This window comes from Caballeronia sp. dw_19, from assembly GCF_018449515.1.
Lineage (GTDB): Bacteria > Pseudomonadota > Gammaproteobacteria > Burkholderiales > Burkholderiaceae > Caballeronia.
In genome coordinates this window covers 51,427-75,940 of record NZ_JAAVUQ010000003.1, presented here as the reverse complement: position 1 = coordinate 75,940, position 24,514 = coordinate 51,427, and the positions used below count along the sequence as shown (strand labels likewise).

General features: G+C 61.0%; 20 protein-coding genes. 6 read left to right on the top strand and 14 right to left on the bottom strand.

Annotation, left to right across the window (positions count from 1 at the left end; genetic code table 11):
* Nucleotides 1–4: 4 nt before the first annotated feature.
* The 14 genes from HB376_RS05115 to purN form a co-directional block, all read right to left on the bottom strand.
* Nucleotides 5–1,390: a formimidoylglutamate deiminase gene (locus HB376_RS05115; RefSeq protein ID WP_213762359.1), complete on the bottom strand. Its 1,386-nt coding sequence runs from the start codon at nucleotides 1,388–1,390 to the stop codon at nucleotides 5–7.
* Between the two features lie 22 nt (nucleotides 1,391–1,412).
* The gene (gene hutI / locus HB376_RS05110; protein ID WP_213762358.1) at nucleotides 1,413–2,639 is read right to left on the bottom strand and encodes an imidazolonepropionase; all 1,227 of its coding nucleotides are present in this window, start codon (nucleotides 2,637–2,639) and stop codon (nucleotides 1,413–1,415) included.
* Nucleotide 2,640: 1 nt separating this feature from the next.
* Nucleotides 2,641–3,222, bottom strand: coding sequence for a HutD family protein (locus tag HB376_RS05105; protein WP_213762357.1), 582 nt, complete (start codon nucleotides 3,220–3,222; stop codon nucleotides 2,641–2,643).
* A 2-nt stretch (nucleotides 3,223–3,224) separates the two neighbouring features.
* Nucleotides 3,225–4,907, bottom strand: coding sequence for a urocanate hydratase (hutU, locus tag HB376_RS05100; protein ID WP_213762356.1), 1,683 nt, complete (start codon nucleotides 4,905–4,907; stop codon nucleotides 3,225–3,227).
* Between the two features lie 281 nt (nucleotides 4,908–5,188).
* On the bottom strand, nucleotides 5,189–6,679 hold the full coding sequence (hutH, locus tag HB376_RS05095) for an aromatic amino acid lyase (RefSeq protein WP_213762636.1): 1,491 nt from the start codon (nucleotides 6,677–6,679) through the stop codon (nucleotides 5,189–5,191).
* A 116-nt stretch (nucleotides 6,680–6,795) separates the two neighbouring features.
* Nucleotides 6,796–7,587 carry an ATP-binding cassette domain-containing protein gene (locus tag HB376_RS05090; protein ID WP_213762355.1) on the bottom strand — a complete coding sequence of 264 codons (792 nt, stop codon included), beginning with the start codon at nucleotides 7,585–7,587 and terminating at the stop codon, nucleotides 6,796–6,798.
* 19 nt (nucleotides 7,588–7,606) lie between these two features.
* The gene (locus HB376_RS05085) at nucleotides 7,607–8,380 is read right to left on the bottom strand and encodes an ABC transporter permease (protein ID WP_213762354.1); all 774 of its coding nucleotides are present in this window, start codon (nucleotides 8,378–8,380) and stop codon (nucleotides 7,607–7,609) included.
* A 32-nt stretch (nucleotides 8,381–8,412) separates the two neighbouring features.
* Nucleotides 8,413–9,135, bottom strand: a complete 723-nt coding sequence (locus HB376_RS05080; protein WP_213762353.1) for an ABC transporter permease subunit — start codon at nucleotides 9,133–9,135, stop codon at nucleotides 8,413–8,415.
* Between the two features lie 83 nt (nucleotides 9,136–9,218).
* Complete coding sequence (locus HB376_RS05075; RefSeq protein ID WP_213762352.1) at nucleotides 9,219–10,085, bottom strand: transporter substrate-binding domain-containing protein; 867 nt, start codon at nucleotides 10,083–10,085, stop codon at nucleotides 9,219–9,221.
* 385 nt (nucleotides 10,086–10,470) lie between these two features.
* Nucleotides 10,471–11,355: a carboxylating nicotinate-nucleotide diphosphorylase gene (gene nadC, locus HB376_RS05070; protein WP_213762351.1), complete on the bottom strand. Its 885-nt coding sequence runs from the start codon at nucleotides 11,353–11,355 to the stop codon at nucleotides 10,471–10,473.
* Nucleotides 11,355–12,485 carry a quinolinate synthase NadA gene (nadA, locus tag HB376_RS05065; protein WP_213762350.1) on the bottom strand — a complete coding sequence of 377 codons (1,131 nt, stop codon included), beginning with the start codon at nucleotides 12,483–12,485 and terminating at the stop codon, nucleotides 11,355–11,357. Before nadA ends, nadC begins: the two co-directional genes overlap by 1 nt.
* A 160-nt stretch (nucleotides 12,486–12,645) precedes the next feature.
* Nucleotides 12,646–13,842: an acyl-CoA desaturase gene (locus HB376_RS05060; protein ID WP_213762349.1), complete on the bottom strand. Its 1,197-nt coding sequence runs from the start codon at nucleotides 13,840–13,842 to the stop codon at nucleotides 12,646–12,648.
* Between the two features lie 281 nt (nucleotides 13,843–14,123).
* Entirely contained in the window at nucleotides 14,124–15,425 is a 1,302-nt protein-coding gene (locus tag HB376_RS05055; RefSeq protein WP_213762348.1) for an RsmB/NOP family class I SAM-dependent RNA methyltransferase, read from the bottom strand.
* Entirely contained in the window at nucleotides 15,422–16,072 is a 651-nt protein-coding gene (purN, locus tag HB376_RS05050; RefSeq protein WP_213762347.1) for a phosphoribosylglycinamide formyltransferase, read from the bottom strand. The genes HB376_RS05055 and purN overlap by 4 nt, the downstream gene beginning before the upstream one ends.
* Before the next feature lie 1,207 nt (nucleotides 16,073–17,279).
* Here purN and HB376_RS05045 point away from each other — a divergent pair.
* The 6 genes from HB376_RS05045 to dut all read left to right on the top strand — a co-directional run bounded on the left by HB376_RS05045 (nucleotide 17,280) and on the right by dut (nucleotide 24,502).
* The gene (locus HB376_RS05045; RefSeq protein WP_213762346.1) at nucleotides 17,280–18,269 is read left to right on the top strand and encodes a bifunctional riboflavin kinase/FAD synthetase; all 990 of its coding nucleotides are present in this window, start codon (nucleotides 17,280–17,282) and stop codon (nucleotides 18,267–18,269) included.
* Between the two features lie 151 nt (nucleotides 18,270–18,420).
* Nucleotides 18,421–21,255 (top strand): isoleucine--tRNA ligase, encoded by a 2,835-nt coding sequence (gene ileS, locus HB376_RS05040; RefSeq protein WP_213762345.1) that lies wholly within the window; start codon nucleotides 18,421–18,423, stop codon nucleotides 21,253–21,255.
* Nucleotides 21,255–21,755, top strand: coding sequence for a signal peptidase II (gene lspA / locus HB376_RS05035; protein WP_089163444.1), 501 nt, complete (start codon nucleotides 21,255–21,257; stop codon nucleotides 21,753–21,755). Before ileS ends, lspA begins: the two co-directional genes overlap by 1 nt.
* Nucleotides 21,756–21,793: 38 nt before the next feature.
* On the top strand, nucleotides 21,794–23,011 hold the full coding sequence (gene coaBC, locus HB376_RS05030; RefSeq protein ID WP_213762344.1) for a bifunctional phosphopantothenoylcysteine decarboxylase/phosphopantothenate--cysteine ligase CoaBC: 1,218 nt from the start codon (nucleotides 21,794–21,796) through the stop codon (nucleotides 23,009–23,011).
* 34 nt (nucleotides 23,012–23,045) lie between these two features.
* On the top strand, nucleotides 23,046–24,059 hold the full coding sequence (locus tag HB376_RS05025; protein WP_213762343.1) for an LLM class flavin-dependent oxidoreductase: 1,014 nt from the start codon (nucleotides 23,046–23,048) through the stop codon (nucleotides 24,057–24,059).
* Nucleotides 24,056–24,502, top strand: a complete 447-nt coding sequence (gene dut / locus HB376_RS05020) for a dUTP diphosphatase (protein WP_213762342.1) — start codon at nucleotides 24,056–24,058, stop codon at nucleotides 24,500–24,502. Before HB376_RS05025 ends, dut begins: the two co-directional genes overlap by 4 nt.
* Nucleotides 24,503–24,514: the final 12 nt, after the last annotated feature.

Below are 24,514 nucleotides of genomic sequence, written 5' to 3'. Positions count from 1 at the left end.
TCCTTTATTTGAGCAATCCGGCCAGCGTGTTTCGATACTGCCCGAACGCCTCTCCTTCATCGCGATGCCGCCGCGCCTCCACCACGCGCTTCCCGCCAACGCTCACATCCAGCACCGGCGTCTCGCCGTGTTCGCAAAACACCACGCCCGATAACCACGCGTCCGGCGCATGCCCGGCAATCGCCGGATGATCGGGATCGAGCACGATGAAATCCGCCCGGCGCCCCGCTTCCAGCGCGCCGACCGCACGGCCGGTGGCGCTGGCGCCGCCTCGGCCTGCGGCGTCGAAGAGACGATCGGCAACGTGCGCCTGTTCGTTCGATGCCAGCACGTTGCGCTCGCGTCGCGTCAACCGTTGTCCGTATTCAAGCAAGCGCAATTCCGAGCGCCAGTCGACGGCGATGTGGCTGTCCGAGCCGAGCCCAAACCGCCCACCGTCGTTCAGGTACGCATGCGTGGGGAAAATGCCATCGCCGAGATTGGCTTCGGTTGTCAGGCAAAGTCCCGCGACGGCACCGCTTACGGCCATTGCGCGGACTTCGTTTTCGTCGACGTGCGTGGCGTGCACAAGGCACCAGCTTTCGTTCACGTCGAAGTTATCGAGCAGCCAGCGTACGGGCCGCGCCTTCAGCGTCTCGAGACAGGCATCCACTTCAGCCGTCTGCTCGGCTACGTGAATGTGCACCGGCGCGCCTGGAAAAGCGCTGTCGAGTCCGCTGAGCAAACGGCCCAGCGATTCCTTCGATACAGCACGCAGCGAATGTGGCGCGACGCCGTATCGCAGGTTGCCGTTTTCGGGCTGCGCCGAGCGCAATGAAACGAGGGCATCGAGCAGGCTTTCCGGCGTGTGGATAAACCGCGCCTGACCGGGCGTGGGCTCGCGCTCGCCAAAACCGCTGTATTGATAAAGCACGGGCAACATCGTCATGCCGATGCCGGTTTGTGCTGCGGCATCGACCACGCGAGCGGCCATTTCAGCAGGATTCGCGTACGGTTTGCCGTCTGGCGCGTGATGCACGTAGTGAAACTCGCAGACCGACGTGTAGCCCGCCTTCAGCATTTCGATATAAAGCCAGCGCGCAATGTCGCCAATGCTGTCCGGGGAAATGCGCGCGGCAAACCGGTACATCAGGTCGCGCCAGCTCCAGAAGCTGTCGGCAGGATTCGCGCGATATTCGGTGAGCCCCGCCATCGCGCGCTGGAACGCATGCGAGTGAAGATTCGGCATGCCGGCGAGCACCGGACCTTTGGCTTTATCCACGCCCGCCGGTTGCGTGCTGTCCGGCGTAACGGCGACCAAGGTACCGTGATCGTCCCATTGCAGCAGCACGTCGCGATGCCATCCGTCCTGCAAACGCGCGTGTTCGGCAAACAAGCTATTTCGATTCATGTGGAATCCTACTTAATTCCGCTTATTTTCGTTTATCCACGGTCACCGCCCCGTGGCGCACGACCAGCGCGCAACGATCAAGGCCGGTCCAGTACGCCAATTCCGCCAGCGTTTCGATATCCCACGCAACAAAATCCGCCTTCGCGCCAACGGTGATCTCACCGTTCACATCGGCGTGACCGAGCGCTTTTGCGCCGTGACGCGTCACGCCCGCGAGCACTTCCGCCACCGATAAACGGAACAACGTGCAGCCCATGTTGAGCATCAGCAGCAGCGACGTACTCGGCGATGTGCCCGGATTACTGTCGGTGGCGAGCGCTATCGGCACGCCGTGACGACGCAAAAGCTCGATCGGCGGCAACTGTTTTTCGCGGATGAAATAGAACGCGCCCGGCAACAGCACGGCGACGGTGCCGGCTTCGCGCATCGCGATTGCGCCGGCTTCGTCGAGGAATTCGAGGTGATCGGCGGATAACGCGTGATGCTTCGCCGCGAGCGCCGCGCCGCCCATCAGCGACAACTGCTCGGCGTGCATTTTCACGGGCAGATTCAGTTTCGATGCCGCGTCAAACACGCGCTCCGCTTGCTCAAGCGTGAACGCAATGCGCTCGCAGAACACATCGACGGCATCGACCAGGCCTTCTGCCGCGAGCGTCGGCAGCATCTCGTTGCAGACATGGGCGATGTAGTCATCGGCGCGGCCGGCGTACTCCGGCGGCAACGCGTGCGCGCCAAGGAACGTCGTGGCGATGGTCACCGGCCGCGCCGCCGCGAGTCGCCGCGCGACGCGCAGCATCTTGCGTTCGGTCGGAAGGTCCAGCCCGTAACCCGATTTAATTTCCAGCGCGGTCACGCCTTCGGCGAGCAACGCGTCCAGCCGACGCAGCGACTGCGCGAACAATTCGTCCTCGCTCGCGGCCCGCGTGTTGCGCACGGTCGAGACAATGCCGCCACCGCGTTTCGCGATGTCTTCGTAACTCGCCCCTTCAAGCCGCATCGCGAATTCTTCTGCGCGGTTTCCGGCGTAGACGAGATGCGTGTGGCAATCGACGAGACCCGGCGTCACGATCCGCCCTTTTAGATCGTGGCTTACAGCACCGGCAAACGCGGACGGTAATTCAGCCTCGGCGCCGAACCATTCGATACGCCCGTCGCGCACGACAATCGCCGCGTTTTCGAGTACATCTGCCGGATCCGCACGCGCTGCAAGACGTGCATTGCGCCAGATCTGCACGCTGTTATTGGTCATGTCAGCGATCCTTCGAAACAATACGAGCGTCGATGAGAACCGCTCCTTCCGAAACCGGTTCGACGTTTAAAGAAGCCTGTTCGCCGGCCTCAAAAACAAGCGCATCGCCTTGAGACAAACGCTCGCCATTGACCGCAAATTCGCCGAGCGCGCAGACCAGCACAACGCTGCCTTGCGCCACGCTCAACGCTGCAGCATCACGCCGCACCGTCACACTTCCCGACACGCGATCCCGCCTCAACATCAGGTTGAAATCGCGCGTTGGACCGTGCGGCAATTCTGCCGTTATCTTTGTTTCACCCGCGAACGCGAGCGAATCCCAGCGAGCGAGAACATGCCGCGGGCCGTCTGCATCGACAAGCACCATCTCCGCGCCTTCGATCAGCGTCAGCACGCGGTCGATGCCCTCGAACACCGAGAACGCCCCCGCCTCCGATACATCCGCGATGCTCACGCGCCAGTCGAAGGCATCGAAGGCCGCACCTGGCGGCGACGCGGCGATCTCGCGCGTCGCACCGCCTCCGTTTTTCCACGGCACGGCCTTCAAATCGGCCGCGCGAATAATGCTGAAGGCCAGTGCCATGATCAGGTCGTGATGAACGGCAGATCGAGGCCGAAGCTCTTCGCGCATTCAATGGCTTGCTCGTAACCGGCATCGCCATGACGCATCACGCCCGACGCGCAGTCGTTCACCAGCACGCGCGCGAGACGCTTCTGTGCTGCGTCGGTGCCATCGGCAACGATCACCATGCCAGCATGTTGCGAGTAACCCATGCCAACGCCGCCACCATGATGCAAGCTGACCCACGTCGCGCCGCCTGCTGTGTTCAACAGTGCGTTGAGCAGCGGCCAGTCCGAGACGGCGTCCGTGCCGTCCTTCATGCTTTCCGTCTCACGATTCGGGCTGGCAACCGAACCCGTATCCAGATGATCCCGGCCAATCACGATCGGCGCTTTTAGCTCGCCGCTCTTGACCATTTCATTGAACGCGAGACCGGCGACATGACGCTCGCCCAGCCCCAGCCAGCAAATCCGCGCCGGCAGACCCTGGAACGCGATGCGGTCGCGCGCCATATCGAGCCAGCGGTTCATGCCTGCGTTATGCGGGAACAGTTCTTTCAGCTTGGCGTCGGTCTTGTAGATATCTTCCGGATCGCCTGACAACGCGACCCAGCGGAACGGACCCTTGCCTTCGCAAAACAGCGGGCGGATATACGCCGGAACGAAGCCGGGAAAATCGAACGCGTTCTTGACGCCGTCATCAAAAGCGACCTGACGCAGGTTGTTGCCGTAATCGACGGCATGAATGCCCATCGCGTGGAAATCGAGCATCGCCTGCACGTGTTGGGCGCACGAACGTTGCGCGGCGGCCTTCAGTTCGGCGTGCTGGGACGGGTCGAGCGACGCCGCGCGCCACTTCTCCAGGCTCCAGCCAACCGGCAGATAACCGTTGATCAGATCGTGCGACGAGGTTTGATCGGTGACCAGATCCGGCTTGACGCCACCCGCCTTGGCGCGGCGCACGAGTTCCGGCAGCACTTCGGCTGCGTTGCCCAGCAGCGCGATCGACACAGCGTCGCCAGCGGCCGTGTGCTGCTTGACCAGTTCAAGCGCGTGATCGATGTCCTTCGCTTGTTTATCGACGTAGCGCGTGCGCAGACGGAAATCGATACGCGTCTGGTCGCACTCGATATTCAGCGATACCGCTCCCGCCAGCGTCGCCGCCAGCGGCTGCGCGCCGCCCATACCTCCCAGCCCCGCGGTCAGGATCCAGCGGCCCTTCCAGTCGCCGTTAAAGTGCTGCCGCGCGGCTTCGACGAAGGTTTCGTACGTTCCCTGAACGATTCCCTGGCTGCCGATGTAGATCCAGCTTCCGGCCGTCATCTGGCCGTACATGAAGAGACCCTTGCGGTCGAGTTCGTTGAAGTGTTCCCACGTCGCCCATTTCGGCACGAGGTTGGAGTTCGCGATCAACACGCGCGGTGCGTCGGCATGCGTCTTGAACACGCCAACCGGTTTGCCGGACTGAACCAGCAGCGACTCATCGCCTTCCAGGCGTTGCAGCGTTTCGAGGATTTTGTCGAGACATTCCCAGTTGCGGGCAGCGCGGCCTATACCGCCATAGACCACCAGCTTGTCGGGGTTTTCGGCGACCTCCGGATCGAGGTTGTTCAGCAGCATCCGATACGGCGCTTCGGTGAGCCAGCTCTTGCACGTAAGCTCGGTGCCGCGCGGTGCGCGCAGGGGACGCGGGTTGTGGTTTTTCATCAAAGCACTCCTCGGACGGGATGGTGAACATTCGGTATCTTGCAACCAATTCCTCGGGGCGTTTCAGCCAGCAATGGAGCTTGGTCGGCGAGTTGTATATACAAGTCTGAATTAAAACAAATCAGAGCGCAAGCGGTGGGCAGATGGATTCGGCTAGGGGTTTACTTGAACGACGCTGACAGCCCGGCATAAACCGCGCGGCCAACGCCGATCCCGCGTAAAAACGGCAGAATCGGCGGCAACGGAGCGTGCGCGGTCTGTCTATACAAGGCCCCTGATAATTAAAACTCGGGGTTTGCCTCGTGGACGAACGCCCAGGCTGCGGCGATATCGCCCGCCAATGGCCGGTCGTCCCGGTATCGCGAAATAACCGCACGGACGCTTCGATAAATTGCGTCGGTTTCAGGCGCACGCGACAAGTCAGCGGGTTGCAGGTCATACGCCTGAGTCGCCGCCAGCAGCTCGATAGCCAATATGCGCTCGGCATTCGCGATGATTTCCAAAGCCTTCAATGCAGCCGGCGTCGCGTGACACAGGTGATCCTCCTGCAAGCCGGAAGTAATCCCCCCATCCAGACTCGCAGGCATCGCAAGGCGCCGGTTGTGCGCGACCAATGAAGCCGCCGTGTATTGCGCGATCATGAAACCGGAACACGTGCCGCCGCCATCGGCGAGAAAAGCGGGCAAGCCGCTCACCAGCGGATTCACCAGCCGGTCGATGCGGCGCTCAGCCATCGCGGCGACCTCGGCCACCGCGGTACTCAGGCTATCCATCGCCAGGCCAATCGACGCGCCCACCGCATGCGCCTGCGAAAATACCCGCGGCGAAGCGAGCGTGCCGGCGACGACCGGGTTATCGGTGACCGAAGCCAGTTCGCGATTCACCACTTCCGCCGTCGTCGCGAACACGTCGCGCGCCGCGCCGTGCACGTGGGGAATCGTCCGCAAGCTCAAGGGGTCCTGCGTCTTGCGTCCGAACGACGCCGCGATAATGCCGCTGTCAGCAAGAAGCGCCCGCAGGTGGGCGCCTACCAAAGACAATCCCGGCGATATGCGCAGCGCAAGCGAATCGGCATCGAAGGCCGCCGCTTGACCACGCAGGTTCTCAAAAGACATCGCCGAAATGGTGTCGGCCCACTCGAGCAGCCGCTCAGTGCGCGCCAGCGCCAGCGAGGCAAGCCCGGTCACACAAGGCGTGCCGTTGACCACGCTCAAGCCCTCCTTCGCCTCAAGCACGAGCGGTTCGTGCGCCAGCCGTTGCAACGCGCCGGCGGCGCTCATACGGCCGGTGTCATCGCGGACAAACCCTTCGCCGATGAGCACCAGCGCAATATGCGCCATATGGCTCAGATATCCGACCGAGCCGAATGCCGGCACTTCGGGCGTCAACCCGCTGTCGAGCAACGTGACGAGCAGCTCCACAAGTTCGAGGCGCACGCCGGAATGCCCGTGGGCGAAGTTGTTCACGGCAGCCGCGATGATCGCGCGAGTCTCCTCACCCCGCAGCGGCTCCCCCACACCGACCGCGTGACTCATCAGGATATTGCGCGACAACGCGCGCTGTTCCGACGGCGACACGACCACGTCGCACAGCGCACCCACGCCGGTGTTCACGCCATACGCGCGAATCCGGCGTTCGACGATCTGCTCGACCAGCGAGCGCGCATGGTCGATCCGCGAGCGCGCCCCCGGCGACAAAACCAGCTTCGCGCCATTCGCAATCTGGGCAATACCACGCCAGTCAAGCGGCTTGTCGATACACACGGAAGACACCGCCGCTGCCGAGCGCTCGCTGCCGCAACCTTCACTCAAGTCCGCGCCGATGACGATAGGATCAATCGATGGCACTGGTAAAAAGGAACTTGCCAACACGTCAACCTCGCTCTATTTTAGTTAGCAGTACGTGAATGATGACTCGATACGAACTGCTGGAACCGTTCCGAGCAGCGGCCGTTGAACAGGTCGTCGGGCGCGCCTTGGGCATCGACTTGTCCCTGGTGCAGGAACATCACGCGATTCGATACATGCCGCGCAAAGCCCATCTCATGCGTGACGACCAGCATGGTCCGGCCTTCCTCGGCGAGCGCGCGCATCACGCGCAATACTTCGCCGACCAGTTCCGGATCGAGCGCGGAGGTGGGTTCATCGAAGAGCATGACCTTGGGGTGCATGGCCAAAGCCCGTGCAATGGCTACACGCTGTTGCTGGCCGCCCGACAGATGCGCGGGGTAGGCATCGCGCTTCTCGTAGAGGCCGACCTTCGTCAGCAACTGTTCCGCCTCTTCAACGGCTTCTGCGCGCGTGCGTTTCTGCACGCGCAACGGCCCTTCAATCACGTTCTGCATTACCGTCATGTGCGACCAGAGGTTGAAACTCTGGAACACCATGCCGAGCTGCGAACGAATCCGGTCGACCTGCTTGCGGTTGCCCGGCTGCAGGCGGCCATCGCGGCCACGCTTCATTTCGATCGCTTCGCCCGCGAGTTTCACTTCACCGTCGTCGGGCGTTTCCAGCATGTTGATACAGCGCAGGAAAGTGCTTTTGCCGGACCCGCTCGCGCCGAGGATGGAGATCACATCGCCTTCGTGCGCGTCGAGGGAAATGCCCTTGAGCACGTGCGCGTCGCCAAATGACTTGTGGATGTTGGTCGCGGACAGCGCAATGGAGGTGCTTACGTTCATGAGGTTTTCTCCCTTGGATTCAGGAATCGATGTGTTGGCTGTCGGGGACGGTCGCCGCTTTGAGCGTGGCCTGTGAACGCTGCTTCTTCGGCGCCGTAGCGTTGCGATCGCGCAGATGCGGCGAAAGCTTCTTTTCGAGCATGCCCAGCGCCCGCACGATGATGAAATTCAGCACGAGATAGATAGCGGCCGCGCAGATAAAAACCTCCATCGTCCGGTAGGTGCGCTGGATGATCTGCTGCGCAACGCCCGTCACGTCCCAGACCGTGACAAGACTGGCCAGCGCCGTCGACTTGACGAGCAATACGGCTTCAGTCGAGTACGCCGGCAACGCGTAACGCAGCGTGATCGGCGCGATGATCCGGCGCAACACGGTCCAGCGCGACATGCCGCACGCGAGCGCCGCTTCAATCTGCCCGTGCGGTACCGACTGCAAACCGCCGCGAATAATCTCGGCGGTATATCCAGCCGTGCACAACGCGAGCGAGACAATCGCACACACATACGGCACGCGCAGCAACGGCCAGAGGAAGCTCTCGCGCACAGCTGGGAACTGACCCAGGCCGTAATACACGAGGAACATCTGGATCAGCAGCGGCGAGCCGCGGAACACCAGGATATAGCCCCGCGCAAAACGGTTGAGCGCCCAGTTCGGGCTCACCCGCATCGCAACGATCACAAGAGAAAGCATCCCGCCCACGATCAGCGAGGCGAAGAACAACCCGAGCGTGGTGGGGACAGCGGCTAATAGTTTGGAGAACGTATCGCCGAGAAATTCGAAATCGATATTCATGGTCGGATTCGCTAGGGATTCGTATGGGTGGCTCAGTGGCGCGCGAGCGTGCCGCGAAATGATCGGCCGATACGTGCTTCGGCGCGGTCGAAGACGCGGTTCGACAGGCTAGTGAGGACCAGGTACAACGCCCCGCCGACCATATAAAACGTGAAGTATTGATGCGTCGATCCGGCGGCGACCTGGCTCGTACGCATCAGTTCGGCGAGTCCCGTCACGGCGATCAACGCTGAATCCTTGAGGCTCAATTGCCAGACGTTGCCGATACCCGGCAGCGCAAAACGGATGACTTGCGGAATCAGCACGCGTCGCCATAACGTTGCCGTCGGCATGCCGATGGCCCGCGCTGCCTCGATCTCTCCACGCGATACCGCCAGCACGGCCGAGCGATACACCTCAGCTTGATACGATCCGGAAATCAGGCCAATGGCAAGTGCACCGACCATGAAAGGCGGCACGCCGATGAACCCGTCAGCACCAAAAAAGTGACCGACGGCGGTCATCACCGACGAGCCGCCGAAGTAGAAGAGATAGATGATCAGCAGCTCGGGGATGCCGCGAAAGAGCGTGGTGTAGGCATCGCCGAGAATTCTCAGCGTGCGGCTGCGAGACAGTTTTGCGGCGGCGACCATCGCGCCGAAAACTGCGCCTACGGCGAGCGCGGCGATCGTCAGCACCACGGTCATGAGCAGCGCGAGCAGCAAGGTGCTGCCCCACCCTTGCTCGCCGAAACCGAGTAGTTGAACCAGACTCATCTTTTATCTCCAACGGTGACACATCGTCGAGCGCGCCGGGTTATCGAGGCGCGCTCGCCAGGGCTTCGTGAATCAACAGCGCCTCAAGGCGTGGCGTCGACCTTCAGCCACTTCAGCGAGAGGCGCTTGACCGTGCCGTCGGCGAGTGCCGCCTGGATGCCCTGGTCGAATTTAGCCTTCAGGTCCTTGTCGGACTGACGGAATGCCAGCGCTTCGCCGGGACCCCAGACCGTTCCGGCGATCTTCGGGCCGGTGAACGCGAGACCCTTGTTTTCCGGCTTGGTGAATGCCGACGCCCAGTAGGTGCTGTCGTCGAAAGCCACGTCGATGCGGCCGGCTACCAGATCGAGGTCATGCTCCGGCGCGGTCTTGTATTCGCGAATGGTCGCGACGTCCTTGAAGTTCGTATCGATGAACTTGGTGTAGACCGTGCCCGACTGGATGCCGATGGTCTTGCCCTTCAGCGCGACGCGCAGTGCATCGACGGTCGCTTTGTCGTGGGCGGCGTCGCCCGTCAGCTTGACGGTCTGGCCTGCACCGGGTTGCTTCGCGAGCGCGGACGGGCTTTGATCGGCGGACACGAAAGCGGCGGGCGTCGATGCGTACGGCGTCGAGAAAGCGATGATTTTCTCGCGTTCCGGCGTGACCGAAATGGCGTCCATGAGCACGTCGAACTTGCCTGCCTGCAGGCCGGCGATCATGCCGTCCCAGTCTTGCGTGACCAAGTTGCACTGGATCTTGATGCGGGCGCAGACGTTCTCGATCAGTTCCGGCTCAAAGCCGCCGAGCTTGCCGCCGGGAAGCGTCAGGTTCCACGGTTCGTACGCGCCTTCAGTGGCGATCGTGACGGATTTCCAGTCTTTTGCCTGGGCGCTGGCAGCGCCGAGAGCGATTACACCAACGGCCGCCGATGCAGCCAGCCGGGCGAGCAATTTCGTTTTGCCTGTCATTGTTAAGCCACTCTTCCACGAAGGTTGTTGGATCAAGTGGCGAACGCCAACTTGTATATACAAGCATGGAGTGAACAAAAAGGACTGGCAACGTTTTTTTCGCCTAAGCAGGGGAAGTTAGGGAAAATACTGAGGAGCTTGATGGATAAGGCTTACGGAGGCTTTACTACGGTTGATGCAGGGAATTTGACGGGCGGTCGTTCGATTTGTTTTAAGGTTTATTGAAGTTGTCTAGACACAATGGGAGAAGAATGCCGGCTGATTGCTGCTCGGCCGGCGGTGACCTGTGGCGGATTGGTTTTGAGCGCAGCGGCCGGAGCCGGTGCGGGATTGCTGCTTTCAGGCTGTTCACCCAGCCTGAAAACAGCAACCGGGCATCACGCCGCTATTCAAGCCGCATCGAATAATCCGTGGCCCGCACGTCCTTGGTCAGCGCGCCGATGGAAATTCGGTCCACGCCAGTCTCGGCAATCGTCCTCACGGTATCGAAGTTCACGCCGCCGGACACTTCCAGCACCGCCCGGCCGGCGGTCAGCCGCACGGCATCGCGCATGGCATCGAAGGCGAAATTGTCGAGCAGGATCGATTCCGCCCGATGCGCCAGCGCCGTTTCAAGCTGTTCGAGCGTCTCCACTTCAATCTGAATCGGCACGCCGACATTCAGCGCGAGCGCCGCATCCATCGCCGCACCCACGCCGCCCGCCGCGGCAATGTGGTTTTCCTTGATCAGAATGCCGTCGTAAAGGGCCAGCCGCTGGTTCGCGCCGCCGCCCACCCGCACGGCGTACTTCTGCGCCAGGCGCAAACCCGGCAAGGTCTTGCGCGTGTCGAGAATCCGCGCCCACGTCCCTTCAATTGCGTCCACATAACGACGCGTCGCGGTCGCCACCCCCGACAACATCTGCAGGAAATTCAGTCCATTACGCTCGGCCGTCAACAGCGCGCGCGCCGGCCCGTGCAGCAGAACCACGGGCGTATTGGCGATCATTCGCGCCCCTTCGCGATACAGCCATTCGACGCGAATCGATTCATCCACCCGGCGCATCACCGCTTCGAACCACGGAACGCCGCACAACACCGCTTCCTCGCGGACCGTGACGCGTGCCGTACGCTGCACGTTGGCAGGCACGAGAAGCCCGGTCCGGTCGCCGTCACCGACATCTTCTGTCAGTGCATCGGTGACATTGCGCTGAAGCGCCTGATCGAACACAGCGCCGTACAAGGCCCGGATTTCTTCAAGCAAGGGAGACACCAACTGACTCGCCGCCATCACGCCGCTCCTACGTTTGAAAACAACGAAACATCCTTTGCGAGATCACCGCTTGCCTGGACGCGCTTCTTGTGACGGGCAGCGAAATCGAGCATGCGGTCGATCGGCAACCGTGCGCGAACCGCGATCTGGGAATCAACGAAAATTTCGTTGTGGCCGCGTTCCAATACGGCCGCCAGATTCGTCAGGCCGTTCATTGCCATCCACGGACAATGCGCGCAACTCTTGCAGGTTGCGCTGTTCCCGGCCGTTGGCGCTTCGATGAACTCCTTGTCCGGCGCCGCAAGCCGCATCTTGTGCAGGATTCCAAGATCCGTCGCGACGATAAACCGCTTCGCTTCAAGCCTCACCGCCGCGTCGATCAACTGCGTGGTTGAACCCACCACGTCAGCCAACGCGACCACCGCTTCCGGCGATTCCGGATGAACGAGGATTTTTGCATCGGGATACTCGGCGCGCAGCAGATCGAGTTCGATGCCTTTGAACTCATCGTGGACAAGACACGAACCTTGCCACGACAGCATGTCGGCGCCGGTTTTCTTCTGGATATAACCGCCCAGATGCCGGTCGGGCGCCCAGAGGATCTTTTCACTGCGCGCATGCAGATCAGCAACGATCTCCAACCCGATCGACGATGTCACCATCCAGTCCGCCCGTGCTTTCACCGCAGCGCTGGTGTTTGCGTACACCACGACCGTGCGATCGGGATGGGCATCGCAGAAAGCGGAGAATTCGTCGGCGGGGCAACCCAGGTCGAGGGAACACGTGGCGTCGAGATCGGGCATCAGCACGCGCTTTTCGGGGCTGAGGATTTTCGCGGTCTCGCCCATGAAACGAACGCCGGCAACGATCAGCGTCTGCGCCGCGTGATCGCGCCCGAAACGCGCCATTTCCAGCGAATCCGCTACGCAGCCACCGGTTTCATCGGCGAGTTCCTGCAACTCGGCATCGACATAATAATGCGCGACCAACACCGCTTTCTCGCGCACGAGCAACGCGCGGATGCGCTCCTTCAACTCGCGCTTTTCCTCGCGCGACGGGGCGTCCGGCACTTTCGCCCACGCCTGCCCGATGCCGCATGTCAGTCCCTGCGGCCGGTCGTACTCGACGCTTTTAATCGCCTGCTCCATCGCTTCCTCGTCTCCGTGTCTCGTGAATACGCCGTGAATCCATCGTGAACCCGTCGTGAAAACCAGGCCCCAAAACGACAAAACCCCGCCAGAGCGGGGTCTTGTGACGTCATGAAATTTTAACGGATATCGATGACGAAGGTCGGCGCGGTTGCTGCCGTCAGGCGTAGCGTCGCAGGCGTGACGCGAAGTCCTGCAGCGCCTTGATACCGCTTTGCTCGGCACGGTGACACCAGTCCTGCAGTTGCGCGAGCAGTTGTTCGCGCGACGCATTGGAGCGGTCCCACATGGCGGCCAGATCCTGACGCAATTCAATGTACGTGCGCAGCTTGTGGTTGTCGGAGAACAGCGCCGGCAACTGCTGGCGTTGCGGCTCGTCCAGACCCGCCTCTTCCTTGTGCGCCCACTTGCGCGCGCCGCGCATCAGTTGGTACTTGTCGGCGGAGCCGCCTTCTTTCAGTTTCGACAATTCCTGCCGATACGCACGCTTCATTGCCTTGCCATAACGCGCCATCACTTCATAGCGGTTCGACAGAACTGCTTGCAGCGTGTCGTGATCGAGCACCGGCTTGGAAGCCGACAGACGCGGCGTAGGCGCGATCTTCTTGACCTTGGCCAGCTTGAACGCCGACATGATGCGGATATACATCCAGCCGATATCGAATTCGTACCACTTGTTCGACAGCTTGGCCGACGTTGCATACGTGTGGTGATTGTTGTGCAGTTCCTCACCGCCGATCAGGATGCCGAGCGGGAAGATGTTCGTGCTGGCGTCCGCCGAATTGAAGTTCCGGTAACCCCACCAATGCGCGAGTCCGTTGACTACGCCCGCTGCCCAGAACGGAATCCAGATCATCTGCACGGCCCAGACTGTCAGTCCGACAAAGCCGAACAGCGCAATGTCGATGACCATCATGATGCTGATGCCGAGAATAGGGTAACGCGTGTAGACGTTGCGTTCCATCCAGTCATTCGGCGTGCCGTGACCAAATTTGCGCATGGTTTCTTCGTTCTTGGCTTCCGAACGATAAAGTTCAGCGCCTTCAAGCAAGACTTTCCAGATGCCGCGCGTTTGTGGACTATGCGGATCTTCTTCGGTCTCGCATTTAGCGTGATGCTTGCGATGGATTGCCGCCCATTGCCCGGTCAGCATACCGGTGGTGGCCCAAAGCCAGAAGCGGAAAAAGTGGCTGACGACCGGATGCAATTCCAGCGCGCGGTGCGCCTGGCAACGATGCAAATAGACGGTCACACCGATGATCGTGATGTGCGTCATCACGAGCGTGAACAGCAAGATCTGCCACCACGAAAGGTCGAGCAATCCGTTGGCGAGAAACTGAAGCGATGAATTCAGCAAGGCAATTTACCTGAAAGGCGGAAAAAATAGCCGAACGAAAACCGAATCGACGGCTGTTGGGTGCATGAAAGGATTATGCACGTGGTTCGACGGCATTTTACGTCATGCGTTCCAAGTCTTTGTGTCGATTAGGGAAAATTTTGATTTCGCGCAGGGTCAACAGGAAATTTGACCGCTAAATCGCGTTGCTGTTTAGTGCGGTAAACACGAATTTCCCGCTTTTGAAAGCTTTGGCCGGGGATCGCTTCCCGATTCCGCCGGCCAAACCGAGCAAATATTACTTATTCCTCTGCGGTTTCCTCAACTACAGCTTCCTTCGCGGCAACTGGCAACCGTTCAAGTACGGCAGCGAAGAAGCCGTCCGTGCCGTGCTTGTGCGGCCAAAGTTGCAGGTAGTCGCCCGTGTCGAGGTCAATGCGTTGTTCAGCCAGCACCTCGCGTGCCGGAACCAGCTTGAAGCCCGGATGCGTTGCCAGGAACTGGTTGACCACGCCCTCGTTTTCCGCTTCCAGCATGCTGCATGTTGCATAGACGAGACGGCCGCCCACTTTTACCAGCCGCGCCGCGCTGGTCAGGATGGACAACTGCTTCGGCGTCAATTCCGCCACCGATTCCGGCGACTGGCGCCATTTCAGGTCTGGATTACGCCGCAGGGTACCGAGGCCGGAGCACGGCGCGTCGACCAAAACACGGTCGATCTTGCCGGCCAGGCGCTTGATCTTGGCGTCGTGCTCGCTGTCGATCAGGACCGGATTCACATTCGACAAACCGCTGCGAGCCAGGCGTGGCTTGAGTTTGGCAAGCCGGCGGTCGGACACGTCGAAGGCGTAGAGACGGCCTGTGGAACGCATCATTGCACCGAGCGCCAGAGTCTTGCCGCCCGCGCCCGCGCAGAAATCGACGATCATCTCGCCGCGCCGGGGCGCAACCAGCGAGCACAAAAGCTGGCTGCCTTCGTCCTGCACCTCGATCCAGCCATCCTGGAACGGTTGCAGGCGTGTGAGCGCCGGCTTGCCGTCCACACGCACGCCAAACGGGGCATACGGCATTTCGCCTGCATCGATACCGGCTTCGGTCAGCGTCTTGATGACCAGTTCACGCGTCGCCTTGATCGGGTTTGCGCGCAAATCGAGCGGTGCCGGGTAGTTCAGCGCGGCGGCGAGCAAGGCGAGCTCTTCGGTATCGAAGCGCTTCGTCATGGCGTCGTAGATCCACTGCGGCAAATTGGTCCGCACGCGCACCGGCAAGCTGCCCGGATCGATCTTCGACACCTGGTTGAGCCACTGGTATTCATCGGCGGAAATGAAAGGCTTTACCGCCGATAACCCCGCCGTCTGCATCAAACCCAGCAAGGCAAGACGCCGCGCGAGGTTGCCGCTGCCGCTTTCGGCGAGATGCGAAAATTCCATCTTGCGGCGCAGGACGGCGAACACCGCTTCGGCGATCACACCGCGTTCGTTGTGGCCGAGCTTCGGATGCGCGCGGAAAAAGCGGCTGGTAGCCGCGTCGGCGGGGCCGCTGAAGCGTAAAACGTCTGCCAGCAACGTCTCTGTTTGTCCTATCAAAAATCCATGAAGCCTCATACGCCCTCCCCGGCAATGTCGGCAAAGAGCCATTGCGGCTCTGGTGGCGTGAGCACGACACGCTCGCCGTCGATGGCAAGACGCCCTTCGACGAACCAGCGCACCGCGCGTGGGTAAATAATGTGTTCGACAGCCAGCACCCGCGCAGCGAGTGTGGCGGCGTCGTCGCCAGCCATGACCGGCACCGCCGCCTGCGCGACGATAGGGCCATGATCCAGCGTCGGCGTTACAAAATGGACGCTTGCGCCATGCACGCGCACGCCGGCATCGAGTGCTTGCTGGTGGGTTTTGAGCCCTGGAAAGCACGGTAGCAGCGACGGGTGAATATTGATCATGCGCCCTGCGTAGCGTTCTACGAAGGCGTCGGTCAGTACGCGCATGAAGCCTGCGAGCATGACGAGATCTGGCTCGAAGCCGTCGATTACGCGTGCAAGCGCCTGATCGAAGTTTTCGCGCGTGGTGAAATCACGGTGATCCACAACAGTTGCCGGAATGCCATTCTCCGCCGCGAACGCAAGCCCGGCGGCGTCTGGGCGATTCGATATGACGGCGGCCACCAACGCCTGCCAGCCGTCGCGCGCGCAAGCCCGCACGACGGTTTCCATATTGGTTCCCCGCCCGGAAATCAGGATGACGATTTTTTTCATCCGCGGATTTTATCATTCAAGGAGGGCCGGGCAGATCGTTCGGGGATGGTCGTTCGCACTTGGTCGGGGTTTGGGGGCGGGGTGGTCGGTTCTGGGGGGTAGTGGTCGGAGTCTATGCCGGGTTGGTGCTTTCGGCGTTAGTGGTCTGCGAGAGTCGGATTTTCTCTTTATCACTATTAGCCACTGTGCGTGGCGGCACGTCATTTCTTTGTCCAAAGCGACAAAGAAACGAAGCAAAGAAAGCGCTTTAACCGCTCTACCCTAAGTGTCCACAGCGTGCAGTTTCTATTCATAGGTGCCCCAAAAGCACGGTGCTCGCCAGAGCGAAGGATGTTTGAACCCCTTCTTCTCCGAACACGGATACCCACACGCTTCGCCACCAGTGATTGAACCTGCCCAAGGGGCACCCCGCGCTATCCGCGGACGACCTCCCTCCAACTTTGTGCGCATGACGGACCACGCCGCCAACCCGCCAAGAAATGGGGCCGCGAAGATGCGTAAGGCCATAGCCTACGAAAATAACCGCACTGACCAAGCGGCTAACCCACGAAGAACCGTAGAAGCAAATACGCGTTAGGCCGTGCTGGTTCCTGGTCAATTCGTGCTTGCCCGAGAGCACGGGTGGCGAGACGTGTTCATTGGCAAGCGCGAGTCTACGAGTACGCGTGAGGCCGTACTGGCTCCTTGGCAACTGGTGCTTGCCCGAGAGCGTACGGGGCGAAGCGTGTTCGTGTCAGGATTCGCGAGAAGGAGGGGTTCACACATCCTCCGCTCTGGCGAGCACCGTGCTTTTGGGGCACCCATGAATCAAAACTGCACGCTGTGGACACTTAGGGTAGCGTGGTTTGAAAGCGCTTTCTTTGCTTCGTTTCTTTGTCGCTTTGGACAAAGAAATGACGTGCCGCCACGCACAGTGGCTAACAGTGATAAAGAGAAAATCCGACTCTCGCAGACCGCAAACGCCGAAAGCAGCAACCCGGCATTGACTCCGACCGCTAACCCCGGAACCGAACACCCCGACCACCAACCGCCAAACCGTCCCCGGGCGCTCCAGCCCCAAAACCCCGCCCGACCAAGTGCGAACGAAACCCCCACCGCCCCTGAACGTTTATAATCGAACGCTTTGCGGCTTCGCGCTGCACGCGCAGTGCCCCAACGGGCAGTGCCCCCGCCCATTTAACCGCCAACCGCCGACCCAACCGATATCGTGAGAGTCTTTCGCGGCCTACCCAATGCCGAAAGCCGCGCGCCCTGTGCGCTGACCATCGGCAATTTCGACGGTGTCCACCGAGGCCATCAGGCGCTGCTCGCCCACGTGCGCGCCGCCGCGGACGCCCGCGGACTGCCGGTCTGCGTCATGACCTTCGAGCCGCATCCCCGCGAATTCTTCAATCCCGCCGGCGCACCGCCCCGCATCGCCATGCTGCGCGACAAACTAGAAGCGCTGCGCACAAACGGCGTGGATCGCGTCGTGGTCGAACATTTCAATCACACCTTCGCCAGCCAGCCGCCCGATACGTTCGTCGAAAACGTGATCGTGAATGGCCTGCACGCTCGCTGGGTCATGATCGGCGACGACTTCCGCTACGGCGCCAAACGTGCCGGCGATTTCGAATCGTTGCAAATGGCCGGACGCAAACACGGCTTCGAAGTCGAACAAATGGCAACAGTCGCGGACCTCAATGGCGCGCGCATTTCGAGTTCGGGCGTGCGGGCGTCGCTGGTAGCCGGTGATCTAGACGCCGCCCGCGTCGCACTCGGCCGCCCCTACGTGATCAGCGGCCACGTGGTCCACGGGCAAAAGCTCGGCCGCGATCTCGGCTTTCCCACGCTCAACATGCCGATCGCCCACAAGCGGCCGGCGCTCGCAGGCATCTTCGTCGTGCGCGTGCATGGGCTTGGACCCGACCCGCTGCCCGCCGTGGCGAGCCTCGGACTGCGCCCAACCGTGGACGACTCCGGCCGCGTGCTGCTTGAAACCTTCGTGCTCGACTGGCATGGCGACGCGTACGGCAAGCTCGTACGTATCGAATTCCTGAAAAAGCTGCGCGACGAGGAAAAATACGTGGACCTCGAAACCCTGACGGCAGCCATCGCGCGCGACGTGACCAACGCCCGCGCGTATTTCGCTGCAGACGTGAACTCAAGTGGCCGCGACAGCGGTTTCGCCATCTCGGCCACCGATCGAATTAGGTGAGCGCGTAGCGCCGGGAGCTTAGATTGCCAATAAAGCCCCCGACGCGCTGCCCGCTGCCTCGCTAAATACGCATCTTCGAGCCCGTTCCCGAGCTTGTCCGCTTGGAACCGCCGCCTCACCGCCGCTTCATCGAATAGATATCGAGTCATCCATGAGCAACAAGAAAGAAGCCAAGCCCCAGTCGAAATATCCGGTCAATCTGCTGGATACGCCGTTCCCCATGCGGGGTGACTTGCCCAAGCGCGAGCCGCAATGGGTGAAGGAATGGCAGGACAACAAGATCTACGAAAAAATCCGCGCTGCCAGCAAGGGCCGCAAGAAGTTCATCCTGCACGATGGCCCGCCGTATGCAAACGGCGACATCCACCTCGGGCACGCGGTGAACAAGATCCTGAAGGACATGATCGTGAAGGCGCGCAATCTGGCGGGCTTCGATGCGGTCTATGTCCCCGGCTGGGATTGCCACGGTATGCCCATCGAAATCCAGATCGAGAAGCAGTTCGGCAAGTCGCTGCCGGCACGCGAAGTGATGGAAAAAGCGCGCACCTACGCGAGCGCGCAGATCGAAAAGCAGAAGCTCGGCTTCCGGCGCCTTGGTGTGCTCGGCGACTGGGACAATCCGTACAAGACGATGAATTTCACCAACGAAGCGGGCGAAATCCGCGCGTTGGGGAAGATCCTCGAGAAGGGTTATGTGTATCGCGGGCTGAAGCCGGTGAACTGGTGTTTCGATTGCGGTTCGGCGCTGGCTGAAGCCGAAGTCGAGTATCAGGACAAGGTCGATCCGACCATCGACGTGCTGTTCGCTTTTGCCGAGCCGGAAAAGACCGCGCAGGCGTTCGGCCTGAACGCGTTGCCTAAGCAGGAAGGTGGCGTCGTAATCTGGACGACCACGCCGTGGACCATCCCCGCGAACCAGGCGCTCAATGTGCATCCGGAGATCGTCTATAGCCTCGTCGATACCGAAAAGGGCCTGCTGATCCTGGCCGAAGATCGCGTGGAAGAATGCCTGAAGCAGTACGGCCTCACGGGTTCGACCATCGCGACCACGACGGGCGAGAAGTTGAGCGGCCTGCGCTTTCATCATCCGTTAAGCGCGGCCCACCCCGGCTATAAACGCACGGCGCCTGTGTATCTCGGCGAGTACGTGACGACCGAGAGCGGCACGGGGATCGTGCATTCGTCGCCGGCATATGGTGTGGAAGACTTCGTGTCGTGCAAGGCGCATGGCATGACGGACTCGGACATCATCAGCCCGGTCATGGGCGACGGGCGATATATCGAATCGTTGCCGTTGTTCGGCGGACTCTCGATCTGGGAAGCGAATGACCAGATCGTGGAAGCCTTGCGCGGCGCACATTCGCTGCTGAAAACCGAGAAGTACAAGCACAGCTACATGCACTGCTGGCGCCACAAGACGCCGATCATCTATCGTGCGACATCGCAGTGGTTCGCCGGCATGGACGTGAAGCCCAACGATACGTCGCGCACGCTACGTGAGACGGCGCTGGAAGGGATCGAGAACACGGCGTTCTTCCCGGCGTGGGGCAAGCAGCGGCTGTACAGCATGATCGCGAACCGGCCCGACTGGACGCTGTCGCGGCAACGTCAATGGGGCGTGCCGATGGCATTCTTCGTCCACAAGGAAACCGGCGAACTGCATCCGCGTACGCTGGAACTGCTCGAAGAAGTGGCCAAGCGCGTGGAAGTGAGCGGTATTGAAGCGTGGCAAACGCTCGATCCGGCGGAACTGCTCGGCAATGAAGCCAACATGTACGAGAAGAATCGCGACACGCTCGACGTGTGGTTCGACTCAGGCACGACGCATTGGCACGTGCTGCGCGGCTCGCACAAGGATTCGCTGCAATTCCCGGCAGATTTGTATCTGGAAGGCTCGGACCAGCATCGCGGATGGTTCCATTCGTCGCTGCTTACTGCCTCCATGCTCGACGGCCGTCCGCCGTACAACGCGCTGCTCACGCACGGCTTCACCGTCGATGGCGAAGGTCGCAAGATGTCGAAGTCGCTTGGCAACGGCATCGATCCGCATGAAGTGTCGAACCGGCTGGGCGCGGAAATCATCCGTTTGTGGATTGCATCGACGGATTATTCGGGCGAACTCGCGATCTCCGAAGAGATCCTGAAGCGCGTGACGGAGACGTACAGGCGAATTCGCAATACGTTGCGCTTCCTCTTGTCCAATCTCTCCGATTTCGACTTCGAGAAGAATGCACGTCCGGTGGAAGACTGGCTCGAGATCGATAAATACGCCGTCGCCCTCGCGCAGAACCTGCAAGATGATGTGCTCGCGCATTACGAGAAGTTCGAGTTCCATCCGGTTGTATCGAAGCTCGCGACGTTCTGCTCGGAAGACCTCGGCGGTTTCTATCTGGACGTGCTGAAGGATCGGCTCTACACCATGAAGCCGGATTCGCGCGAACGCCGCGCGGCGCAGACGGTGCTGCATCACATTGCGCACGGTTTGCTGCGGCTGGTCGCGCCGTATCTGTCGTTCACGGCGGAAGAGGCGTACAAGGTGCTGCAACCTGGCCGCGATACCATTTTCACCGAGGTGTATCACACCTATCCGCAAGTGCCCGAGGCCGGCGAATTGCTCGACAAGTGGACGCTGATCCGCTCGGCGCGCAGCGACGTCACGAAGGCACTGGAAGAAGCGCGCACGGCTAACCTGATCGGTTCGTCGCTGCAGGCCGAAGTGGACGTACGGGCGAGCGGCGCACGATACAACGCGTTGACCAGCCTCGGCGATGACCTCAGCTTCGTGCTGATTACATCGGCGGCGCGGGTGGTGAAGGTGGCGAGCGAAGCGGAAGAAGGCGTTGACGTGATTGCATCGACGTATCTGAAATGCGAACGCTGCTGGCATTACTGTGCGGACGTGGGGGCATCGGCGGAACATCCTGGATTGTGCGGCCGATGCATCACCAATCTCTTCGGCAACGGCGAATCGCGGAGCGCAGCATAATGGCAAGAACGATGTCGAAACAAAGCAGCGGGTCACTCGCGCCGTGGTTGGGCGTGGCGTTGATCGTGATTCTCTTCGACCAGTTGTCGAAGATCGCCGTCGCCCGCGTGTTCACGTATGGCGAGCCGCACGCGCTCACGCCCTTCTTCAACCTGTTCCTGATCTACAACCGCGGCGCGGCGTTCAGCTTTCTCGCTACCGCCGGTGGCTGGCAGCGTTGGGGTTTCACCGCGCTCGGCGTGGTCGCGGCTATCGTGATCTGCTATTTGCTGAAACGGCACGGCACGCAACGGCTGTTCTGCACGGCGTTGGCGCTGATCATGGGCGGCGCGATTGGCAACGTGATCGACCGGATTGCGTATGGCCATGTGATCGACTTTCTGGATTTTCACGTCAATACGTGGCACTGGCCGGCGTTTAATCTCGCCGACAGTGCGATTACCATCGGCGCCGTGCTGCTCGTGTTCGATGAATTGCGGCGCGTGCGCGGGGCAAAGTAAGTTTCTTCGCACGGTAAAGCATGACGATGGAGGCGGGATTGGACAACACAGAACTCGCAGGAAAGCATCTCGTACTTGGGCTGTCAGGCGGTATCGCGTGCTACAAGATCGCCGAACTCACGCGTCTGCTGGTGAAAGCCGGAGCGACCGTGCAGATCGTCATGACCGACGCCGCCACGCAATTCATTACGCCTGTGACCATGCAGGCGTTGTCCGGCCGTCCCGTGTACACCTCGCAATGGGACACGCGGATTGCCAACAACATGGCGCATATCGATTTGTCGCGTGAAGCCGATGCAATCGTGATCGCGCCCGCTTCCACCGACTTTATCGCCAAGCTCGCGCATGGCAATTGCGACGACCTGCTCTCCACGCTGTGTGTGGCAAGGGATTGCCCGCTGCTCGTCGTGCCCGCGATGAACCGCCAGATGTGGCAGAACCCGGCGACGCAACGCAACGTTGCGCAGCTTCGCGGGGACGGCGTACAAGTGCTCGGACCCGATTCCGGCGCGCAGGCGTGCGGTGAAGTGGGCGATGGCCGGATGCTGGAACCATCGGCGACATTCGAAGCAATCTGTGCATTCTTCCAGCCGAAGATTCTGCAAGGACATCGCGTGTTGATTACGGCCGGTCCGACCTTCGAACCGCTCGATCCCGTGCGTGGCATTACTAATCGATCATCCGGCAAGATGGGCTTCGCGCTCGCGCGTGCGGCGGCTCAGGCCGGTGCCGACGTGCATCTCGTGGCCGGCCCGGTTGCGCTGGAAACGCCTTGGGGTGTGTATCGCGAAGATGTGCAAACCGCGCAGCAAATGCACGACGCGGTGTTGCACGCCACGCCGGATGCAGACATCTTTATTGCAGTAGCGGCGGTCGCGGATTGGCGCGTTGAGCACCTCAGCGAGCACAAGATCAAGAAGACCGCCAATCAGCCGATGCCCACCTTCACGTTCGTCGAAAACCCGGACATCCTCGCCACCGTCGCGCGTTTGCCGAACCCGCCGTATTGCGTGGGTTTCGCGGCGGAAAGCGGCGATCTCGAAGTGCACGGCGAAGAGAAACGCGCGCGCAAGAATGTGCCGTTGCTGATCGGCAATCTCGGGCCGCTGACCTTCGGCCTCGACGACAACGAGGTCGTGCTGTTCGAAGCATCGGGTATCACGCGTCTGCCGCGCGCCGATAAAAAACTGCTGGCGCGCTTGTTGATCGCCGAGATCGCGAAGCGGGCGCCGCGTGGCGGTTCACTGCTGTCTTAGCCTGCCGGTTTAGCCCATTGCTGTTGCCAGGACCATGACGACGAAACTCTCCGTACTCGATCAAACGCCGGTCATTCACGGCCATAGCACCGCTGATGCTATCGCGGCCACGCTCGATCTCGCGCGCCTCGCCGACGACCTCGGCTACACGCGTTACTGGTGCGCCGAGCATCACGGTTTGCGCGGGGTATCGAATCCATGTCCTGAGGTATTGCTCGCGCGAATCGGCAGCATTACCCAGCGCATCCGGATCGGCTCGGGCGGCGTCATGCTGCCCTACTACAGCTCGTTCAAAGTCGCCGAACAGTTCCTGATGCTCGAAGCGCTGTTTCCGAATCGCGTGGACCTGGGCGTCGGGCGTGCACCCGGCGGCGACATGCGCACAGCGCAAGCAGTGGCCGCCGGCGACTACAATCGCGGCGATATTTTCCCGCAGCAGGTGGGCGAACTCGTCGGCCTGTTCGACGGTACGTTGCCCGAAGATCATCTCGCGCACGGCGTGCTCTTGCAGCCGGAAATCGCCACGCGCCCCGAGTTATGGATGCTAGGTTCCAGCGATTTCGGCGGCCTGCTCGCGGCGCAACTCGGCATTCGTTTCGCGTTCGCGCATTTTATTAATGCGCAATATGGACACCGGGTGGCGGAGGCGTATCGCGACCGGTTTGTATCGCGCAACGGCTCGAAGCCTTATCTCGCGGCCGCCGTGTTCGTCATTTGCGCCGATACCGAAGCGGAAGCCGCCGCACTGGAACGCGCGGTCGATTTACGTCGTGTGCAGATGGCGTACGGCCTCAACATGCCCATTCCATCGATTGCTCAGGGCGCGGGCCAGGCATTTGGCGAACGCGAACTGAGCGTGATTGCGCGGGAAAAAAATCGCAGCATCATCGGCACGCCAGAACGCGTGACCGAACAATTGCATGAACTTCAACAACGCTTCGACGCCGACGAACTGATCGTGCTGACGGTTGCAGGAAGTTACCCGGCACGCATGCGCTCGTATGAATTGCTGGCCGAAGCATTCGAACTCAACAAACAGAACCCATGAAACTCGACATCAAGATCCTCGATGCGCGCATGCGCGACTATCTGCCCGCCTACGCCACGACTGGCAGCGCCGGACTCGATCTGCGTGCGTGCCTCGATGAACCCATCACGCTCGAACCCGGCCAGACGACTCTGGTGCCTACGGGACTCGCGATTCATATCGAAGATCCGGATTATGCGGCGCTGATTCTGCCGCGCTCAGGCTTGGGTCATAAGCATGGCGTGGTGCTGGGGAATCTGGTCGGTTTGATCGACTCGGATTATCAAGGCCAGTTGATGATCTCGACGTGGAATCGCGGCGCGACGGCGTTCACGCTGAACCCGCTTGAACGCCTTGCGCAACTGGTGATCGTGCCGGTGGTGCAGGCAACGTTCAATATTGTCGATGACTTCGCCCAGAGCGAGCGCGGCGCCGGCGGTTTCGGCAGCACGGGCAAGCACTGAGCTGGTTCGAAG